The organism is Cutibacterium sp. KBN10P07758 (genome assembly GCF_050286205.1).
Taxonomy (GTDB): Bacteria; Actinomycetota; Actinomycetes; order Propionibacteriales; family Propionibacteriaceae; genus Cutibacterium; species Cutibacterium acnes.
Map to the genome: position 1 here is coordinate 1,852,794 of NZ_JBNNQV010000001.1, position 19,019 is coordinate 1,871,812.

Genomic DNA, 19,019 nt, shown 5'->3' on the forward strand with positions numbered 1-19,019 from the left:
GCAGGGGCAACAGAGATCCGACGTCGAGATCGTGTGGGGCGCGCGGGGCGTTTGTTCATCGAGCTTCCTCAGGGTTGACGTGGGACCGGCGTCGTGCGGAAACCCGCACGACGCCGGTCATCACGGATCATGTCGATCCTACGGGACACGTGGCCCCTGATCATCACTTGGACTTATCGTCCTTGGCAGCCGTCTTCTTCTTAGGAGCAGGCTTCTTAGCAGCGGGCTTGTCGTCAGACTTGGCGTCTACGACCTTCTTGGTGGTCGCCTTGGCACCAGCAGACTTCTTAGCGGAAATCTTCTTGGTGGTCGCCTTCTTAGCGGGAGCCTTCTCCTCAGCCTTGGGCTCCTCTGTGGCCTTGCCGTCAGCCTTCTCAGCAGAATCTTCAGCAGGAGCGTCCTCTTCGGCCTGCTTGTCGGCAATGGTGCCGTCAGGCTGGATGCGGTCAAGCTCGAGAGCATTACCCTTCGAGTCGGTGACGGTAGCAGCACCCACCATGGAGGCCAGAGCCTTGCCACGACGGATCTCCTGCATCCAATCAGGCAGGTGGTTGTGCTGCATCATGTGCTGAGCCTCCTCCTCGGGGGAGGTGCCGTTCTGCTGAGCCTTGCGGAACAGCAACTCAGTCAACTCGTTCTGCTCAACACCGATCTCGTCGTCATCGGCCATCTTGTCGAGGACAATTTGGGCTTTGAGGGCGTCCAGGGAACGCTTCTCGATCTCAGCCCAGAAGTCGTCGGCGTTATCCACCTCCTCTTCGGAGTCTTCGAGATACTCCTCGACGGTCATACCAGCCTGGGCCAACTGCTGGTTGACCTGCTGACGGCGGGCTTCGAGCTCAGAGTCGATGAGGCTGGTCGGCAGCTCAATGTCGATCTTGGAGATAACCTCCTCCAGCACCTTGTCGCGGGCGTCTGCAGCCTGGTCGAGGCGAGCCATATTCTCCAAAGCGGTGCGCAAGTCGGCACGCATCTCGTCGACAGTGTCGAACTGACTGACCAACTGGGCGAAGTCGTCGTCAACGGCCGGGAGCTCCTGCTCGCAGACTTTAGTAACGGTGACTTTAATGTCGGCATCCTGGCCGCGCAGCGGGCCGCCAACGAGGGTGGAGTGGAACTCTGCGGACTCACCCGCCTTGAGACCGGTAACAGCCTCATCAAGGCCTTCCAGCATGCCCTCGGAACCGACCTTGTAGGTGACACCGGATGCGGTGGCGTCTTCGAGAGCCTCGCCGTCACGGGTTCCAGCAAGGTCAATAGTGACGAGGTCGTCCTTGGCAGCAGCGCGCTCGACCTCCGTATTAGTGGCAAAACGCTGGCGCAGGGTCTCGACGCGCTCGTCGACGTCCTCGTCCGGCACCTCAACGGCAGGCACCTCAACGGAGATGGCGGAGACGTCGGGAAGATCGAAGTCAGGACGAACGTCCACCTCGGCGGTGAACTCGACGACCTCGCCATCCTCCAGCTTGGTCACCTCGATCTCGGGCTGGCCCAAGGGAACGACCGTGTTCTCCTCGATGGCCTTGCCATAAGCAGCCGGGAGGGCGTCGTTGATGGCCTCTTGAAGGACGACCCCGCGACCGAAACGCTGGTCGATAACCGGAGCGGGCACCTTTCCCTTGCGGAAGCCGGGAACGTTCACCTGGTTGGCGATGTCCTTGTAGGCCTTGTCAAGGCTGGGCTTCAGTTCATCGAAGGGCATCTCGATCGTGAGCTTCACACGGTTAGTGCTGAGCTTCTCAAGGCTGCTGGGCACGAAGTTTCTCCTGTGGTTCCGATTCTGTCATCCCCGTTGAGGGGAGTACACATTCCATCTAATTCTAGCGACGCAGTAGTTCCTGAGCCACCGGAAGGTTCCCACCCGGCAACAGCACCCGCCCAACTCCACGGTCTCGGCCAATGATTTTGGTGTCAGGAGACCCCTTCCAGCGGGCCGCACCATGGTCCTGCTGACTTACCGCTGGAAAGACGGAATGACGAAAATGTCAACAATGACGCGACTGCTGACAAATGGAGCGGATGACGGGAATCGAACCCGCGTAGCCAGTTTGGAAGACTGGGGCTCTACCATTGAGCTACATCCGCGCATCCCCGAAGGGACCTCGATAGCATACATGGATTGACCGTCGGCGTCACATTCACAGTGACAGGGTGTGCCACGACCGTCCCAGCCCATCCTCCAGCCCGTGAAATATCAACCTTTCGGACCATGTTCACATCTGGACCCCGTGGTGTCATGACACCATGAGATCGTTGAAGAAGCTTGCAATCTGCGCAACCACCTGGCTAGTCATCGGCCTGCTCGGCGGAGTGTTCTCCCGCGAGTTCACGAAGGCCCACGACGTCACCGCCTGGACCCAGCTCAAGGTGGTGCACACCCATAGCCTGGCGCTGGGCTTCATGCTCACCCTCATCGTGCTCCTAGTGGAGCGAGCTTTCGCTCTTTCTCACCACCGTGGCGCCTTCGCTTTTCTGGGGATTCAACCTTGGCCTCCTGCTGACGATCGCAATGCTCGTCGTGCACGGCATGATGCAGGTCAACGGACATCCCGACGCCTCCCCTGTGATCTCCGGTATTGCGGGTCTAGGCCACATCGGCCTGTCCGTCGGTCTCGTCGGCCTCATGGTGGCCCTGTTCACATCACTTCCAACGGGCAAATTAGGAACAGCTCACGACCAATCTTTGACCCTTAAACAAGCGGCAACCACTCGTCATATAGCATACATAAGCGGACACCATCACGACGGCAGCCACGGGTATAACGGGTGGCGGATTACGCCCGCTACCTGACCGACGACAGTTATGTTGTGGTAAGTGCCGAGACACGCGGTAGCAACCACAAGGGAGTTGACTATGCCAATCACCGTCGCGCCAGGTTCCGTGGTGCAGGTACGTGATGAGGAGTGGCTCGTCAGCACTGTCGAGCAGACCGACGATGGACAACTCCTGACGGTGCAGGGCTTGTCAGACCTCGTCCGTGGCACCACGGCGAAGTTCTACGAACACCTAGACAACATCATCCCGCTGGATCCGCATGACGCGACCCCGGTAGCCGACGCGTCCCCGCACTATCGGGACGCGCGACTCTGGTTGGAAGCAACGCTTCGCAAGACTCCGATCCCACTCGGCGAACCCACCCTGGCCGCCAGCAAGTACGCCTTGGCCAAGCGCCTGCAGTACCAGTACTCGGCTGTACAGCAGGCCCTCGATCCGGAAAACCTGCGACCGCGCATCCTCCTAGCGGACGCGGTGGGTCTAGGAAAGACGATCGAGATCGGGATGATCCTCTCCGAACTCATCCGCCGGGGCCGTGGCGAACGCATCCTCATCGTCTGTCCTCGTCATGTGTTGGAACAGATGCAGAACGAGATGTGGAGCCGTTTCGCTATCCCATTCGTCCGTCTCGACTCCGTAGGTCTGCAGCGCGTCAAACAGAAAATCCCCGCCAACCGCAACCCCTTCAGCTGGTACAAGCGCGTCATCATTTCGATGGACACCCTCAAGCAGGACCGCTTCACCCACGACCTTCACCGTCACGAATGGAACGCCGTCGTCATTGACGAGTCCCACAACGTCACTGGTGACACCACTCAGAACAACCGTCTGACCCGGACCCTGGCGCCCAATACCGATGCCCTCATCCTGGCCTCCGCGACCCCGCACAATGGCAACCGGAAATCCTTCGCCGAGCTCATCAGGCTGCTGGAGCCCACCGGTGTCAACCCCCATGGTGAGCTCGACAAGGGCGACCTTAGCGTCTGGTGAAGCGACGCCGCCGCAACGACCCCGAGGTGTCCAGCGTCGCCGGGGCCGACTGGGCTAAGCGCAAACCACCGCAGAACCTCCTGGTCAAGGCCACTGCGGCCGAGGACGCCGTCGCCGACGAATTGGAGCAGGTCTGGCTGCATCCCACCGGATCGTCCCCGTACAGCGGCGCAGCCTCCGCCCTCTTCCCATGGACCATCGCTAAGGCCTTTTTGTCCTCCCCGGCTGCCCTGCGTCAAACTATTAGCGAGCGCCGTCGACGCATCACCGCACACCCGACGACACCGGATCAGCAGGTCGAAATTGAAGCGCTGGATCGATTGAACGAATTAAACGACGCCGTTTTCGACTCGTCAGCCAAATACGATGAATTAGTGCGTTACCTACGCAGTATCGGCATTGATCGACGCAGCTCGGAGCGAGTGGTTGTCTTCGCCGAACGGGTCGCCACTCTCTGCTGGCTGCGTGACCGCCTCAGGGGCGATCTCTGCCTCGCCGAGGACCAGATCGCGGTGCTACACGGTGGCCTGAGCGACACCGAACAACAGCAGATCGTCGAATCCTTCAAGCAGTCGAACTCTCCCATCCGCGTACTGGTCACCGGTGACGTCGCCAGCGAGGGAGTCAACCTGCACCAGCAATGCCACGAACTCATTCACTTCGACATCCCTTGGAGTCTCATCCGGATCGAGCAGCGCAATGGCCGCATCGACCGATACGGGCAACGTCATTCCCCGCAAATCACCACCCTGCTGTTGGAACCGTCGAACCCGGTCTTTCGCGGCGACCTTCGGGTGCTGTCACGTCTGCTCAAGCGCGAGCAGGAGGCTCACGAGGCACTCGGCGACGCCGGCAGTCTCATGGGCCGTTACAGCGCCAGTGCCGAGGAGGAGGACATCAAGCTGGTTCTGGCAGGCCGTCGAGATTTCAACGACGTTGTCAGGAGTGTCGACGAGTTGTCACCCGAGGACTCCCTGGCCTGTCTGCTGGCCTCCCTCAACGCGCCGACCGACGACAAGCCTCCGTCGGCCAAGTTCACCGAGCCGAGCCCGCTGTACCCCCGGCCCGTCGACTTCCTGCGTGAAGCATTGGAGGCCTACTACACCACGCCGTCGGCAGCCCCGACGGATACCGGTCGCGGTGGCGGCGTCTCGTGGCGGGACCACGGTGACGGCGTCGTCGAGTTCATTCCGCCTGCGGACTTGCGGCAACGCTTGGAGGTACTACCGCAGAGCTATCTGCAGGACCGCCACGTGCTTGAGCGGTTCTCGTTGGCCACTGACGAGACAGTCGCTCAGGCGCAGCTTGTCCGGGCCCTCACCGACGATTCCGACAGTTCCTGGCCCGAGGCCCATTACCTGAGCCCCCTGCATCCAGTGCTGGACTGGGCCGCTGATCGCGCGCTGTCGAAGTTGTCGCGCAATGCTGTCTATGTGGTGCGAGGCAAGGTCGACTTGCCCGCCGTCTTAGCCGTTGGCACGCTCACAGATCGTCGCGGACTAGTGGTGGCAGCGAGCTGGATGTGTATTAGGTTCCTCGATCCGGAAAACCTAACCTCCCCTTGGATCACCATGCATACGTCGTCGGCCGATATGCTCGCGGACGTCGGCGTCGGCGCTGATATGTCCAATCCAGGGCCCGTCGCACGGCCTGATGATCTTAAGCCCTTGGTGGAGCTCGCCATGAATGCCGCGGACGAGGAACTCAAGTCCACGTTCGACGCTGCCAAGGAGGGTACACAAGATCGGATCGCCGCATGGAACCACAAGACCGTCGCATGGCAGGAGGACTCGCAGACCCTCATCCCTAACCATGCCCTGCGCATCCGGCGAACCTCCGTTGAGGAGGAGAAGCAGCTCATCGCCGATATGGAGCCGCAGCAGAAGTTGGCGCGGCCCCTGCTCGTCGTCGTGCCGGAAAACTACCCGACCGCTCATGAGGAGTGTGCCCATGCCAAGCAGTGACGCCCTGATCGTCGTCGAAGATTGGATCAGCGAGCACTTCTTCACCACCGACGCGCGTAAAGAATCCTTCCAGAAGCTCGTGCTGGACCGCCGCAAGCAGTGGGACGGCGAGGACGTCCCGACGACGCGGACGAGATTTACCGAGCGGGCCAGCAAACTCGCGACGATGCTGGCCGCGTTGTACTCCGAGGATCTCGACGAAGCAGCTAGAGCCGAGGCCGCCGAGCAGGCCCACGAGGAGTTGCTGCGCGTGCTCGGGTACTCGACCGGTGAGTTCCGCATCCGCCGCGATGGGCCAGTGCGATGGTTCTCGACGGCGGGCATCGAGCAGTCGGCGCTGGCCGTTGTCACAGCCCGGCCGGTGGAGACGCCCGACCAGCTCATGGTTAAGGACGCTCGAACTCTCCCCACACCGTGGCGGCCGTCGGAAGATGCTCCGGACAGCGAGGAGGTGCACTCGACAAGTCGGCTGGTGAGCACCCTGTTCGCTCCCAAGGAGGGGCCAAGCTTTGCGCTCATCATGGCCGGCCGCTGGCTCGTGGTTGCCGAAAAGGGACGGTGGCCCGAAGGGCGGTACCTGGCCGTCGACGTGCAGACCGTCGCCGAGCGGGCTGATCTGAAGAAGGGCGGCGAGGTTGACCGGGCTCTCACCTGCTTGGAGGCGGCCTCCCTGGCTCCCGACGCCGACGGCCACGTGTGGTGGTCCGAAGCCCTCGACGAGTCGATCAAGCACACCGTTGGGGTGAGCCAGGACCTGCGCGAGGGGGTCCGCGAGTCCATCGAGATCATCGCCAACGAGGTCGTCTCACGGCGCCGCGACCGCGGCCTGGAGCCGTTAAGCCAGGACCAGGCGCAGCCGCTGGCCATGCAGTCGCTGCGGTTCCTCTACCGGATCCTCTTCCTGTTGTATGCCGAGGCCTCCCCCGAGCTCGGGGTGCTGCCGGTGGGAGCCCCACAGTACGATTCCGGCTACTCGCTCGACAGGTTGCGCGAACTCGTGCAGGTTCCCCTCGTGACCCAGCGGTCGATGGCCGGCACCCACCTGTACGAAAGCCTGGGCACGCTCTTCCGGCTCGTCGACCGGGGCAACCTGGAGGATGTCGCGACGCGACGACCGGCCTGAGCTTCCACAGCCTGCGCGCCGATCTGTTCCGTCCCCAAGCGACTGCCCTCATCGACGAGGTGGGTTTGGGCAACCAGGCGCTGCAGCAGGTGCTGGAGCGGCTGCTACTGAGTAAAGAGCAGCACGGCAGGAAGGGCCGGGAGCGCGGGTATATCAGCTACGCCGAGCTCGGCATCAACCAGCTCGGCGCCGTCTATGAGGGTCTCATGAGCTATTCGGGGTTCTTCGCCACCGAGGATCTTTACGAGGTGGCCCACGACGGTAACCCGCAGAAAGGGTCGTGGGTGGTGCCACTGAGCCGGGCCCACGACATTGCTCAGGAGGACTTCGTCACCGTCGTCGACGACCATGGCGCACGACACCCGCGCATCCACCGGCGCGGCGAGTTCGTCTTCCGCCTCTCGGGCCGGGCCCGCCAGCAGTCGGCCTCCTATTACACCCCCGAGGTGCTGACGAGGTTCACCGTCGGTCAGGCGTTGGAGGAGCTACTTGACGACACCACCACCGCCGAGGAAATCCTCCACCTGTCGGTGTGTGAGCCGGCCCTGGGCTCAGGGGCGTTCGCCATCGAGGCTACCCGCCAGCTCGCCGAGCAGTACCTCACCCGTCGACAGGCCGAATTGGGCCGACGCATCGACCCGGAGGACTACCCTGCCCAGCTTCAGCGCACCAAGGCGTACATCGCCCTACACAACGTTTATGGGGTCGACCTTAACGCGACCGCGGTGGAGTTCGCCGAAATCACCCTGTGGCTCGACACCATGGCCAGCGGCCTCGACGCCCCCTGGTTCGGCCTGCACCTGCGCCGCGGAAACTCCCTCATTGGGGCACGCCACGCCGTGTATACCCGTGACCAGCTCACCTCGAAGGCCTGGCTGACCACCCCGCCGACTGATGTTCCTCTCACCGACCTGGCCGCCCGACTGGACGACGACGCAGTGGACCCGACGCAGGCCGACGGCAGCATCCCGCACTTCCTCGTGCCCGCCGCCGGCTGGGGGTCGAGCGCCGACTCCAAGGAGGCCAAGACGCTGGTGCCGCAGCGCGTCAAAGACGTCAAGGACTGGCGCAAGCAGTTCCGACGTCGCCCCAGCCGCCACGACGTCACCACCCTCGTGGAACTCGGCCACCAGGTCGAGGACCTGTGGACGATGGCACTGCGTCGGCTCACCGTGGCCGAGCAGCAGACGAGCCGCGACATCGCCCTGTGGGGTCGCAACGAAGCTCCCTCGCATCGACAGGTCGTCACCCGGGAACAGGTGGAACAGTCCCTGGCCGACCCCGACGGCGCCTACCAGCGGCTGCGGCTCGTCATGGACGCCTGGTGCGCCCTATGGTTCTGGCCACTGACCACCCAGGTGGCCCCGCCGAGCTGGGCCGAGTGGATCGACGCCTGCACAATGCTGCTGGGCGGGCGTCTTAGCCGGGCCGATCGACGCCGCGACGCCCCCATGCTCGGCTCCGCCCAGATCTGGGAGGCGCTGGCCGCCCAGGAGGACCTAGCCCTCGCCAGTGCCGGCGCCGCGACCGTCGCGCAGACCCTCGACAAGCACCCGTGGCTGCAAGTGTGCCGCCAGGTCGCCCGGGAGCAGGGGTTTTTCCACTGGCAACTCGACTTTGCACCGGTCTTCGCCCGGGGCGGCTTCGACCTGCAGGTCGGGAATCCGCCGTGGGTGCGGTCCATCCTCGACATGGATGCCCTACTCGCCGAGGGCGATCCGTGGTGGCAGTTAGCAGGGAAGACTCCCGAGGACGTTCGCGAACAGCGCCGCACGGTCACCCTCGCCCTGCCCGGTCTCGCCGACTCGGTGTGCCGAGGTATCACCGATGTATCCGGGACAGGCTCATTCGTCGGGCACGCCACGAACTATCCCATGCTCCAGGGCCTGCAACCCGACCTCTACCGGTGCTTCATGTGCCAGACATGGGCGCACACATCTTCACGGGGCACCATCGGGCTCGTACACCCCGAGACCCACTTCACCGACGAGAAGGCCGGGCACCTGCGCGAAGAGACCTACCCGCGGCTGCGTCGGCACTGGCAGTTCGTCAATGAACTCAAGCTCTTCGACGAGGTGCATGATCTGGTCACCTACGGGGTCCACGTCTACGGCTCGCCCGCGCAACCGCACTTCCTTCAGGCAAGCGCCCTCTACCATCCCGACACGGTCGTGGGCTCGCTGCGCCACGACGGGTCGGGTGGGGCACCCGGATTCAAGGTCGACGGGCACTGGGATCAGCGTCCGCACGCACAGCGCATCGAGACGGTCACCGACGAGACCCTCGCGACGTGGCGAGACATCCTCGATCCCAACCTTGAGGCGCCGCGGCGGACGCGGATGCTCTACACGGTCAACCGGGACGTGGCGGAGACCCTCCAACAATTGTCCAAAGCACCCCGGCTTGGGTCCCTCAGCCTCCGGTTCTCTCCCGGATGGCACGAAAAGAACGACCGCACCAAGGGCTACTTCATCCAGCAGTGGGGAACCCCCGATTCCTGGAACGACGTCATCCTCCAAGGCCCGCACCTTCACGTGGCGACGCCCTTCTACAAGTCGCCAAACCCGACCATGAAGCACAACCAGGACTGGTCTGTGGTCGACCTGGAGACGCTTCCTCCCGACGCCATTCCTGTCACCTCGTACAAACCGGCGGGAGACCGTGCCTGGTATGACGCCGACTACACCCATTGGGACGGCGACCCGGCCCGTGACCACTACCGTCTGGCGTGGCGCGCGATGGCAGCCAACACTGGTGAGCGCACCCTCATCCCAGCCATCATTCCGCCTGGCACAGCACACCCTAATGGAGTGTTCTGCGTGGGAGGTGCTGACAATCGGATTCTCACCGCTTGCGCAGGGTTCGCATCAAGTCTTCTCCTCGACTTCTCTGTTCGTGCCGCCCCCAAGAGCGGCATCTACCAAGCTGTGTTCGACCGGCTTCCTGCACCTTGCCAACGCCATCCACTGCTGCCAGCACTTCTCCTGCGCACCCTCCGCCTCAACTGCCTTACCGACGCCTACGCCGATTTGTGGGCCGAGTGCTTCGACCCCAGCTTCACGTCGGACTCATGGACCATCCCCGACCGTGCCACGACTCCCTTGGGGGATGTCGGCCCCACATGGACGTCGCAGACCCCGCTGCGTAGGGCTGTCGACCGGCGTCAGGCCCTCGTCGAGATCGACGCCCTCGTGGCTCTCATGCTTGGCATCACCGCCGACCAGTTGTGCACCGTGTACCGCACCCAGTTCGCAGTCCTGTACGGCTACGACCATGACCAGTACTTCTACGACGCCCACGGGCGCCTCGTCCCGAACCAGGTGCTCAAGGTGCGGCGGAAAAAAGGCGAGGCCATCACCGAGGCCGAGCGCACTGCCACCACCTACCGCTACGACCTACCCTTCCACACCTATGACCGCGAACTCGATATGCACATCGCCTACGTTGAGTTCGAGCGTCGACTGGAGACCCGAGGAACCGATTCATGAGTGAACTCGTCCCCCCGAAGCAGGCGGCCAAGCTCCAGAACGCCCTACTGGACTACCTCACGACAACCTTTGCCCTGTCCGACGCCGATGCCCAACGCGCCCTCGATGAGTTCTTGCGCGACCCTGATGAGGGCATCTTTAAAGGGCCTTACCTGCGTACCCGGATGCCCTTCGCACCGGCCCCAAGGTACTCCGCCGACGAACTCGAGTGGATGCCCGAAAACTTCACCCCGTACGGACACCAGGCCAGAGCCTTCACCCGCCTCAACTCCGCGCTAGGACGCCCGCGACCGACTCTCGTCACCACCGGCACCGGTTCAGGCAAAACCGAAGCCTTCCTGCTGCCGGTCCTCGACCACGTTATCCGAGCCCGCCGCAACGGAGTCACCGGCGTTAAAGGGCTCATCCTCTACCCTATGAATGCCTTGGCCAACGACCAGGCTCAGCGTCTCGCCCACCTCATCTCGACTGACAAGCAGCTGGCCGAGGTCACCGCCGCGATCTACACCGGTGAGAACGGAGCAACCCGCACCATCGTCAGCAAGGACGGTCTCATCACCGATCGCACCGTCATCCGCGACGACGCCCCCGACATCCTGCTCACCAACTATAAAATGCTCGACCAGCTCCTGCTGCGTCACGAGGACCAGCACATCTGGCAGCAGTCGGCCGAGTCACTGCAATACCTCGTCCTGGACGAGTTCCACACCTACGACGGCGCCCAGGGTACCGACGTCGCCATGTTGCTGCGTCGGCTCGGCCTAGCCCTAAAGTCGTACTGGCCAGAGCGCGGTAGCAAGGCTGACACGCACACCACCGAGGAGTGGGACCGTCCACTTGGCAAGATCACCCCCGTCGGCACCTCAGCGACCCTGGGCACCACTCCTGACATCTCTAAAACCGCGAACCAGAGCTCCTCCGGGGAGCGTTCCGGCGATATGGCCGCCTTCGCCACTACGGTCTTCGGTGAACCCTTTGATACCAGCTGCGTCGTCACCGAGTTCCGCAAAACCATCGACGAGTGGGCCGGTGACGCACAGAAGCGCCTACTGGGATCGAGAAATCGAACCACGCACCATCAACGCCCTCATCGTTAACGACCTCGTCAACGCCGTCACCCACCGCCCCTCCGATGAGGTGTGCGCGACCCTGCTCACCAGTCTGTACGAGGGAGCCGAGGGCTTGACCGACCGCGATGACCTCGTCCTACTCGCCAAAGGCCACCCCTTCATCCGGCAATTCTTGGAAGCCACCACCGAGGCCATCCATGTCCGCGACCTCGCTGACCGGCTGCTCCCGGGAACCTCACACGAAAACGACCCACGCGTCACCTTCCTGCTGGAGCTACTGGGAGCCCTCGGACACCTGCGTGCATTGCCCGACCGTGACATGCCGAGCACCGAAACCCACCTGTGGATTCGCGAGCTGAGCCGCATCGACCGCGACGTGTCGACTGCCACCCACTTTCGTTGGAGCGACGACGGCACCGTGCTAGGTCAGACGACCGACGATGGCACCGAGCCTGAGGTTGTTGCCCTGCCAGCGGTCTACTGCCGTCGTTGCGGCCGCAGCGGATGGGGAGTCCAGCTCGCCAGCACCGGCAATAACCTCAGCGAGAACAACGACAGCATCCGACGGACCCACGCGGCACACGACGGTCGCTTCCGAGCCTTGCTTTCGGCCCCTCGAGAGGGAGCCAGCGCGGTCGACACCGGCGAGGCGACAGCTTCCTTACGCTGGTTCGACACCGTCAACAGGTGTCTAGATCACCACATCCCCGACGCCGACAGCCCCAAGTACCGCAACGGCGTCCTACTACCCGTCCTCACCCAGGTGGGCAACGACGCCGACGAAGACGCCAAAGACGACGTCTGCCCGAGCTGCGGCGCCAAGGACGCCATCCGCTTCCAAGGAGCGGCCATCGCAACCCTGTTGTCGGTATGCCTGTCTACCCTGTTCGGCAGCGATGACTTTGATGAGAAGAAGGCACTCGTCTTTACCGACTCGGTCCAGGACGCCGCCCACCGCGCTGGATTCATCTCGTCGCGCTCCCACGCCCTGACCCTGCGCACCATTCTCCGCGGTGCCATCGGTGAAGAGTACGCCACAATTCCCCAGCTGATCCAGGGCGTGCTGGACCAAGCTGGCGACGATCAGTTCAAGCGCTACCGGCTGTTGCCCACCGAACTCGCCGAACAGAAGAATTTCAGGGACTTCTGGCGCTCAGCCCGCTACCGGAAGGTTCCGAAGAAGACTCTCAGCCAAGTCCGTAACCGCGTCGCCTTCGACGCTATCCTCGAGCTTGGCCTGCAGAGCCGGTACGGGCGTACCCTGGAACAGACCGGTTCGATCTGCGTCGAGGTGAACGCCGGAACCCCCGCCCAAATGGCTGCCATCGGTCGCAGCGCCCTGGGACACAGCGAGGACGACTTAGTCGCTACCCTGGCAAGCCTCACCGACGACCAGGTGGTGTCCTGGGTCCGTGGGATTCTCGAGCGCATCCGCATCCAGGGTGGTATCAACCATCCGTGGCTGCACACCTACCTGGAAGACGACGGTGCGCGGTGGCACCTGTGGGGAGGCCGCAAAGAACCCGGGATGCCCGCCTTCCCGTACACCCGTTCCGCCCCAGCTTTCCCACGCGTCGGTGGCCAGCACGTCCAGCACCAGCAGCTCGACAATGTCACCGACGGCCAGAGTTGGTACGCCCGGTGGACTGGACGGGTTCTTGGCGTGTCTGCTGGTCATGGGGCCCGGTTGGTGAGGTCGCTGCTGGAGTGCCTGCACCGCGGCAGCGTCCTGGAAGGGACAGCGACCAAGGCGCAGGCGACCGTCTACGCGATACCCAACGAGAGGATCATGGTGCGGGCGACCCGCGACGAAGAATTGCGCGACTCCACCATCTTACTGCGCTGCGACCTGTGTCAGGCGGTACATCCGGGCAGCCCCGCCACCGTGCGTCAGCTCACAGACGCGCCGTGTCTCAACGGGAATTGCAGCGGGCACTTGACCCCCGCGCCGATGGCGCCGGACAACTTTTATCGCACCTTCTACAGTGCTGGGGACCCGCGCCGCATCGTCGCCCGCGAGCATACCTCGATGCTCACGGACAAGCGACGGCTGAAGTACGAGAATGGATTCAAGGACGGCTCAGAGGACCCCTCGGCTCCAAACGTCCTCGTCGCCACGCCCACCCTTGAGATGGGTATCGACATCGGTGACCTATCAACGGTGTTTTTGTCGTCGCTGCCGCATAGCGTCGCCAACTACGTTCAGCGGGTTGGCCGAGCTGGCCGAGCGACGGGGAGCGCCCTCGACGTCACCATGGTCAGGGGTCGTGGCGAGCACCTCCCCCGGCTGGGCGACCCCGCGTCGATGATCAACGGCCAGGTTCGTCCTCCGGCCACTTACCTCAGCGCCGTGGAGATACTGCGGCGACAATACTTGGCGCACTTGGGCGACGAGCTGGCTCGCGATCCCGACGCTGCCCATCCGCTTACCTCAAGTGCCGCCATGAACGGGGGGAACGGTGGCTTCCTGGCCTGCCTCGTCGACTATGCCGAGGCCCACGCCGACGAGCACCTGGACCGCTTCTTGTCCACTTTTGCGTCCCTGCGCACCGACTCCATCGAGAACATTCGTACCTGGGCCTGCCCGGCCAATGGCCCTCGCACCAGCGGGCTCGCCCAGCAGGTGTTCGCCGCTGCCGGCCGATGGTCGCGCACCCTAGAGGAACTGAGGCATCGACGCGAGACCATTAAGGCGAGCCTGCCCGAACTCCTTCAGAAAGCGAACATCCCCAACGCTGGAAACGACGACATCCAAGCGGCCAAGGAGGCCGAGACGACGATCGAGTGGATCGGAAAGCTCCTTGGCAAGGCAAACCAGGCGTACTGGATCGCGACCCTCGAAGAGTACGGACTCTTCCCCAACTACACCCTCGTCGACGACTCCGTGAAACTCCACGTGAATCTGAGTTGGTACGACCCAGACAAAGAGAAATACCGGAGCAAGGCGTCCTCCTTCTCGCGTGGAAGTGCCGCAGCCCTGCGAGATTTCGCTCCCGGAGCCACCTTCTATGCCATGGGCCACGCCATTACTATTGACGCAATCGATTTCGGTCGTGATGGTGACTCCATCCGCACCTGGGCGGTCTGCCCCACCTGCGGATACATCGTCGATCTAGAGCTCGCAGGGAACGCCCCGGCGCAGTGCCCGCGATGCCATCGCCAAGGTATTAGCGACATCGGGCAGCACCTCAAAGTCGTCGAACTGACACGCGCCTCGGCAGCCATCAAGCGCGACGAGTCACGCATCGACGACATCCATGAAGAACGCACCCAGGCGAGCTTCGCTGTCGCACCGGCAGCCGACATCGACCCCCTCACATATCCGCAACGAGTGGTACGTGCAGCACACCGAGTTTGGCGCTCAATATCTCGACCGAATGGACCTGCGCTGGATTAATTTGGGTAAAGAGACTCCCAGCGCCCCAAGCCAACATGTGGCCGGCGTCCGATACCACGCTCCCCTCTTCCGCATCTGCGAAGGCTGCGGACACCTCGACCGCACCACCGGGACCAACGACCCTTCCGAGCACCGGCCATGGTGCCGCTACCGTAACAAACTCGACGAGCACGTGCGCACAGTCGCGCTCACCAGATCGCTCACCACTCAGGCCGTCGTCCTGCCGTTGCCGCGCTGGATGGTCGCGGGTGACGTGTTCGCATTGCCGAGCCTACGCGCAGCCCTCCTTCTCGGACTGCGCGAACAGTTTGGCGGAACCCCCAACCATCTGGGCGTCATGCCTATTAAAGAGCCTGTTGGCGGTGGAACCCGCGATGCGCTGCTGCTGCACGACCTCGTCCCGGGCGGGACCGGCTACCTAGCAGAGTTCAACGACCCCCAGAAGGTGTGGGACGCTCTACGGCACGCCTTCCAGATTGTGCGCGACTGCCCCTGCAAGGACGAAGAACGACTCGCCTGCCACCGCTGCCTGCTGCCGCTGGCCCCCGCCCACGAAGTGCAACACGTGTCACGCGCCAAAGCCGAAGACTGCCTCAAGGTTCTCATGGGTCTGGTCGACGATGACGAGCCTGAAGCCCAGATGACCTGGAAAGTCACCACCAAGGCCCCCAGCACCAATCCCAGTGATGAGTCCTATTTGGAGTCGCGTTTCCGGGAGTCCTTCATAACCCTCGCGCACAACCTTCACGCTCGGATATCCCAGAGCTATGGCCCCGGCGGCAACGTCATCAACGTGAGCATCGGAAAGGCGAAGTACACCCTCCAACCTCAGCTCCCCATGCACGGTTGCAAGCCCGATTTCGTCCTGCGCGGTGGCGACCGCCCAGATTTGGCGATCTTCACCGACGGGGAGACCTTCCACGCGACCCCGGCGCACAACCGAGTGCGCGACGACGCCAAGAAACGCGCTGCGCTCCGAAGCGCCGGAATTGAGGTACTGGCAGTCACTCTGACCGACGTCAAGGCCTTCGACTCCAGACAAATCCCGGTCCCGCCCAGATGGTTCAACTCCTCAGCATCGTCGATGCTAATCGGCACGTACAACTACACGTCCGATGCCGTGCGGGCTGTCACCGGTGGCCCGTTTGCGCTCTTGGAATACTGGATGAGCGGGAAATCGCTGGACGCTTTGGAAGGATTCGCCTCGGCTATTCCGTTCTTCTTCTCAACTGGCGAGCCAGACGACCACGTCGATCCATCCATTCCTGCAGATAACCTGCAACAGAGGGGTTTACCCAAGGACAGGACAGCACCCGTCTGGTGGAGTCAGAACGGCCCCTTGAGCATTCGGACCCGACTACGAGCGAGCAGCCCCCGTCCAGCTACCGACGTCTGCGTTGTCCTTGACGACGACGCCGTCAGCAGTCCCGACTTCTCGCATGCATGGCACCAGTGGCTAGCGCTGAGCAATGCTCTCATACTTCGACGCCCGCCGGACCAGACGGTGATCCGCGGCACGCAGCCCCTCGAGGAGAGCCCAGCTGAGCCAACACACAGCGTGGGTACGATCGACATCACCCAGACCCCATGGCCCACCGTCATCGAAAACCTTGGCTCCTCGCTGGCCACACCCGAGCTTCCCGGGCTGCTGGAGGACCTCGCTGCACAGGGGGTATCTGAGCCAACGGCCGGCGAGGAGATCGGTTCGGAGGGCATCATGGTTGACTTGGCATGGCCTGAGTCGCGCATAGCAGTAATCTTTGCACCAGAGCCCGACCACGAAGACTTGCTGGCCGAGGACGGATGGACACTGGTGCCGCCGACAGCACACGACATCACGATGGCGTTAGCCAACACGACCGAGGGGGAAGGACACCATGGCTGAGTCGACGATCATCATGTCGAAGCAGGCGCTCAAGCTCGACGGATCCCTCAAGCCCAAGGCGTTTACCTTCCTCGAGAAACTCACCACTGATGACACGGCGCCCGGCTTGCACATCGAACCGGTAAAGAAGTGCCGCGACAGCAGGGTGCGGACCGGTCGTGTCGACCAGCAATATCGCGCCGTATTGTTCAAGCTCACCGGCGAGGACGGCAACCGCCGCTACGTCCTCGAAGGCTTTTACAACCACGACGAGGCTTACGACGTCGCCCCACGCGTTGAACTCGCCATCAACCCTTTCAACGGAATTCCCGAGATCAAGCGAGCCGAACCGTCCATCGACACCCCCAACCCGACCGCCAGCGCCCCTACCGCGCGCAAACCGGCCGCCCCCGTGCAGGAGACCGCCACTCCAGTCATCACCGCCGACCGAGCAGACATGCTGTCTCTCGGCCTTGACGCCAACCTCGTCGATACCGCGCTCGCCCTGACCAGTGAAGACGCCGTACTCAACATGGCAGCGTCGCTCAGCGGGTGGCAGGAGGCAGCACTTGTCGGCCTGGCCTCCGGGATGACGCCAGAGCAGGTGCGCCAAGAACTGCTCGAATCCCCCGAGGAGTTGCCCGAACCATCCAAGAAGCAGCATGGCCACGCTGCGAGCCCTCGCGAACCCGACGTCGAGCTACTCGAGAGCCTACGCAGCCCCGCAGCAGCCATGGAGTTCGCCACAATCGAAGGGGTCGACGAGCTGCGAAGAGTCATCGAGGATGGAAACTTCGGCGCCTGGCGGGTGTTCCTGCACCCGACGCAGCGCCGCTTCGTCAACGGTAGGTGGAACGGGCCGTTCTGTCTGGGCGGAGGAGCCGGAACCGGAAAGACCGTCGTCATCCTTCACCGGGCGGTGTCTCTGGCACGGGAGAATCCGGGAGCCCGGATCATTATCACGACGTTCACAAAGAACCTCGCCCATGAGCTGTCCGCGAGTCTGGAGTCGCTCGACCCCGCCCTACCACGGGCGTCCGCGCTGGGACAGCCAGGTGTGTACGTCATCGGTATTGATGCCTTGGCCAACGCTGTTGTCCGGGAGGCCGGAGCCGATGTCGCCGAAGCCGCCGAAGGCGTCCTGGGAGCCCCACGCACCGATTTGTCCCGGCGCACCTCCCAGTGGCTTTGGCGCGATGTCCTCGACCACGCCGGACCAGAGGTACCCGAGCGGCTAGCTCACCACCGCCTACTCGAAACCGAGTACGAGCAAGTCATCCTGCCGCAAAACATCACGACGCGAGAGGAGTATCTGCGAGCACGCCGCCCAGGGCGAGGGTTCCGGCTCAATCGCCGCGATCGTGATGCCGTGTGGACGCTTGTCAAAAAGTACCGAGACGACTCTCGCATCAGCGGCACGATCTCGTTCCCCGAGGCAGCCGCCATCGCCGCGCAATACCTCACCCGCCACAGTCCCCTCGCCGACCATGTTCTCGTGGACGAGGGCCAAGACCTCACGCCGGCCCACTGGAGGCTCATTCGGTCGCTGGTCCCCGAGGGACCAAACGACATTTTCATCGCCGAGGACTCACACCAGCGCATCTACGGTCACCGGTTGGTCCTATCTCGGTACGGCATCATGACGAGGGGCCGTTCGCGGCGGCTCACCCTCAACTACCGCACCACTGCGCAGATCCTCAGGTGGTCGACCCACGTGCTAGAGGGCGGATTTTACGTCGACCTCGACGGCGATGACGATGACAAGCTGTCGGGGTACCGGTCGGCCCGTCGCGGCCCCGACGTCATCGCCCACCCGTGCACGACGATCACCGAAGAGTTCGACTACTTGGCCAAGGTTGTCGGGCAATGGGCGAAGGACCGTCAGTCCGAGACCACGGCGGTGCTCGTGAGGGACAGGTCGCAGCGCGAGCGAGTAGTGGATGCGCTCCACGAGCGAGGAGTACAAACCCGAGCCGTCGGTCATGGCTCGATACCGCCCGGGGCGCCAGTGGTTATGACCATGCACCGCGCCAAGGGCATCGAGTTCAGCAAAGTGTTCCTCTTCGGGGTCTCCTCGCGGTCTATCCCCATGGGCATCAAAGATTACGACTTCGATAAAGACGAAGGGGATCAGGCCCTGCTCCGGGAGCGATCGCTGCTGTACGTGGCGGCATCGCGGGCCCGCGATGAGCTTGTCGTAAGTTGGACCGACCAGCCCAGCCCATTGTTGAGCGCTTCTGTATCGTCCGTGGCAGCCAGCACATCTTGAGGGCGACACCCGAGGCCTTGAATGTCGGCTAACGGCTGTTCGGAATCACCACCTCGGTGACGTGAGAAAGTAACGTCC

General features: G+C 63.2%; 10 protein-coding genes, 1 tRNA gene and 1 pseudogene. 10 read left to right on the top strand and 2 right to left on the bottom strand.

Going from position 1 to position 19,019, the window contains the following annotated elements; all coding sequences use genetic code 11:
* Positions 1 to 163 precede the first annotated feature (163 nt).
* Positions 164 to 1,756, bottom strand: a complete 1,593-nt coding sequence (gene tig / locus ACOYO3_RS09165) for a trigger factor (protein ID WP_002518431.1) — start codon at positions 1,754 to 1,756, stop codon at positions 164 to 166.
* 255 nt (positions 1,757 to 2,011) lie between these two features.
* A tRNA-Gly gene (locus ACOYO3_RS09170) sits at positions 2,012 to 2,085 on the bottom strand.
* Positions 2,086 to 2,244: 159 nt separating this feature from the next.
* On the opposite strand from ACOYO3_RS09170, the pseudogene ACOYO3_RS09175 reads away from it, so the two are divergent.
* From ACOYO3_RS09175 to ACOYO3_RS09220, 10 genes and pseudogenes are all read left to right on the top strand, one after another.
* Positions 2,245 to 2,406, top strand: a pseudogene (locus tag ACOYO3_RS09175) (DUF2871 family protein); the annotation flags it as partial.
* A 49-nt stretch (positions 2,407 to 2,455) separates the two neighbouring features.
* Positions 2,456 to 2,791 (top strand): DUF2871 family protein, encoded by a 336-nt coding sequence (locus ACOYO3_RS09180; protein ID WP_002548006.1) that lies wholly within the window; start codon positions 2,456 to 2,458, stop codon positions 2,789 to 2,791.
* Between the two features lie 63 nt (positions 2,792 to 2,854).
* On the top strand, positions 2,855 to 3,766 hold the full coding sequence (locus ACOYO3_RS09185) for a DEAD/DEAH box helicase (RefSeq protein WP_002524811.1): 912 nt from the start codon (positions 2,855 to 2,857) through the stop codon (positions 3,764 to 3,766).
* On the top strand, positions 3,763 to 5,730 hold the full coding sequence (locus ACOYO3_RS09190) for a helicase-related protein (protein WP_427305858.1): 1,968 nt from the start codon (positions 3,763 to 3,765) through the stop codon (positions 5,728 to 5,730). The genes ACOYO3_RS09185 and ACOYO3_RS09190 overlap by 4 nt, the downstream gene beginning before the upstream one ends.
* The gene (locus ACOYO3_RS09195) at positions 5,717 to 6,853 is read left to right on the top strand and encodes a hypothetical protein (RefSeq protein WP_002524812.1); all 1,137 of its coding nucleotides are present in this window, start codon (positions 5,717 to 5,719) and stop codon (positions 6,851 to 6,853) included. The genes ACOYO3_RS09190 and ACOYO3_RS09195 overlap by 14 nt, the downstream gene beginning before the upstream one ends.
* Positions 6,854 to 6,912: 59 nt before the next feature.
* A complete protein-coding gene (locus ACOYO3_RS09200) occupies positions 6,913 to 10,341 on the top strand; it encodes a hypothetical protein (protein ID WP_002524813.1) in 3,429 nt (1,142 codons plus the stop codon).
* Entirely contained in the window at positions 10,338 to 11,438 is a 1,101-nt protein-coding gene (locus ACOYO3_RS09205) for a DEAD/DEAH box helicase (protein ID WP_427305859.1), read from the top strand. Before ACOYO3_RS09200 ends, ACOYO3_RS09205 begins: the two co-directional genes overlap by 4 nt.
* Positions 11,371 to 14,808, top strand: a complete 3,438-nt coding sequence (locus ACOYO3_RS09210; protein WP_427305860.1) for a helicase-related protein — start codon at positions 11,371 to 11,373, stop codon at positions 14,806 to 14,808. Before ACOYO3_RS09205 ends, ACOYO3_RS09210 begins: the two co-directional genes overlap by 68 nt.
* Positions 14,789 to 16,693 (top strand): DUF1998 domain-containing protein, encoded by a 1,905-nt coding sequence (locus tag ACOYO3_RS09215; protein WP_002524815.1) that lies wholly within the window; start codon positions 14,789 to 14,791, stop codon positions 16,691 to 16,693. The genes ACOYO3_RS09210 and ACOYO3_RS09215 overlap by 20 nt, the downstream gene beginning before the upstream one ends.
* Positions 16,686 to 18,941, top strand: coding sequence for a 3'-5' exonuclease (locus ACOYO3_RS09220; RefSeq protein ID WP_002525572.1), 2,256 nt, complete (start codon positions 16,686 to 16,688; stop codon positions 18,939 to 18,941). The genes ACOYO3_RS09215 and ACOYO3_RS09220 overlap by 8 nt, the downstream gene beginning before the upstream one ends.
* Positions 18,942 to 19,019 lie beyond the last annotated feature (78 nt).